Annotated in this window: 1 protein-coding gene; it reads right to left on the bottom strand. The window is 37.4% G+C overall.

The features are described from left to right. Nucleotides 1–20 precede the first annotated feature (20 nt). The gene (locus ACM0OS_RS28900) at nucleotides 21–1220 is read right to left on the bottom strand and encodes an IS4 family transposase (RefSeq protein ID WP_414546607.1); all 1200 of its coding nucleotides are present in this window, start codon (nucleotides 1218–1220) and stop codon (nucleotides 21–23) included. Nucleotides 1221–1319 lie beyond the last annotated feature (99 nt).

Consider the following 1319-nt stretch of genomic DNA (forward strand, 5'->3'; position numbering starts at 1 on the left):
CTTAACGGGTGACAAGAAGGCTAAACAGCTTGTTTAATAAGGGATAGAGCCTGAAAACCACGTTGAAAAAAGAGGCGTTTATGAGGCTTGAGAGCGATTAAGTTCAGAGCTAAATCAGCCCATAATTCCATGCCATACATCCATAGTTGACCGTAGAGAGCAAAGCTAAAATTACTCTGACGTGGGTACTTATCCTGGTGTTGTTGAATACGTCCGGCATAAGCCTCTATACTTAATTGTTTCATCCGTTGACCGTGCATAGTGGCTAAACTATAAGCAATGACAATCAATAAAACTAAGGCTAAAAAACGAGTTTTATTTACTTTAGTATCTTCTAAATTATAACCACCAGTTTTACAATCCTTGAAGAATTGCTCAATTCCCCATCGGCATCTATAGAGACATAAAGTTTGTTGAAGATTTGGCAAATTCGTTAAAATATACCAAGGCTCTTTTGGTCCCTTGTTGCGATATTTTCTCTTCCAATAAACAGCAATATTAAATAAACCATTATCCGAAGCTTTACCACATTTGACACCCTGATAAAACTTCGACATTCCTGGCTTAAATCCTTGGTTTTTCAGAACTTGATATTCAAGTCCTATTTGTTCTTGAAAATGAAGGTCTTTTTTTTGACGTAGAGCAAAGTATAATCCTTGTTCGTCAAGCCATTTAGCGAGTTTTGGACTATGAAATTCTCTGTCTGCTAACACCACAATCCGACATTTTTTCAACAACTTTATTGCCGTCTTTATCAATCTTTTTTGTGTTTTCAGATGACTATTTCCTACGTGGTTTAATGTTTCCCAATACAGTGGTAGGGCGTGAGTACCCCAGACCAATGTCACCATAAATATATTCCGCCCTTTCCACTGCGTTCGATCCAGTGCTACCATCCAATAACCATATTTTTGATGCTGTTTTTTCTGAAAATAACGGCGCTGTTCTCGATTTAGTTGCTTTGGTGTTAACGATTGTCTAATCCAATATTTTATCAGCGGAAACCACAATAATTTGACGCAGAGTTTCCCTATTACTAAAAATCTTTGTAGATTGCGCTTCCGGCTTTCATATGTAATTGGTTGCGGAAATAAACTTGCCAATTTTGACAGTTTCACCTGACGATGAGCTTGTATCAATAACAACAATATTTCCAGTGTCAGATACTGCTGTTCACTCAAATGCTTTCGGAAAATTGTTTGATATGATTGTGGTAACATTTTGTTTTTTTCGGGGCTTCCTTGCCCCTATTTTTTTACCACCTTATTTTCTCAAATTGTTGCCACATCTCATCTTCAACTGCCTTGTCACCCGTTAAG

It is taken from the genome of Nostoc sp. CCY0012 (assembly GCF_963920855.1).
Classification (GTDB): domain Bacteria; phylum Cyanobacteriota; class Cyanobacteriia; order Cyanobacteriales; family Nostocaceae; genus Cyanocohniella.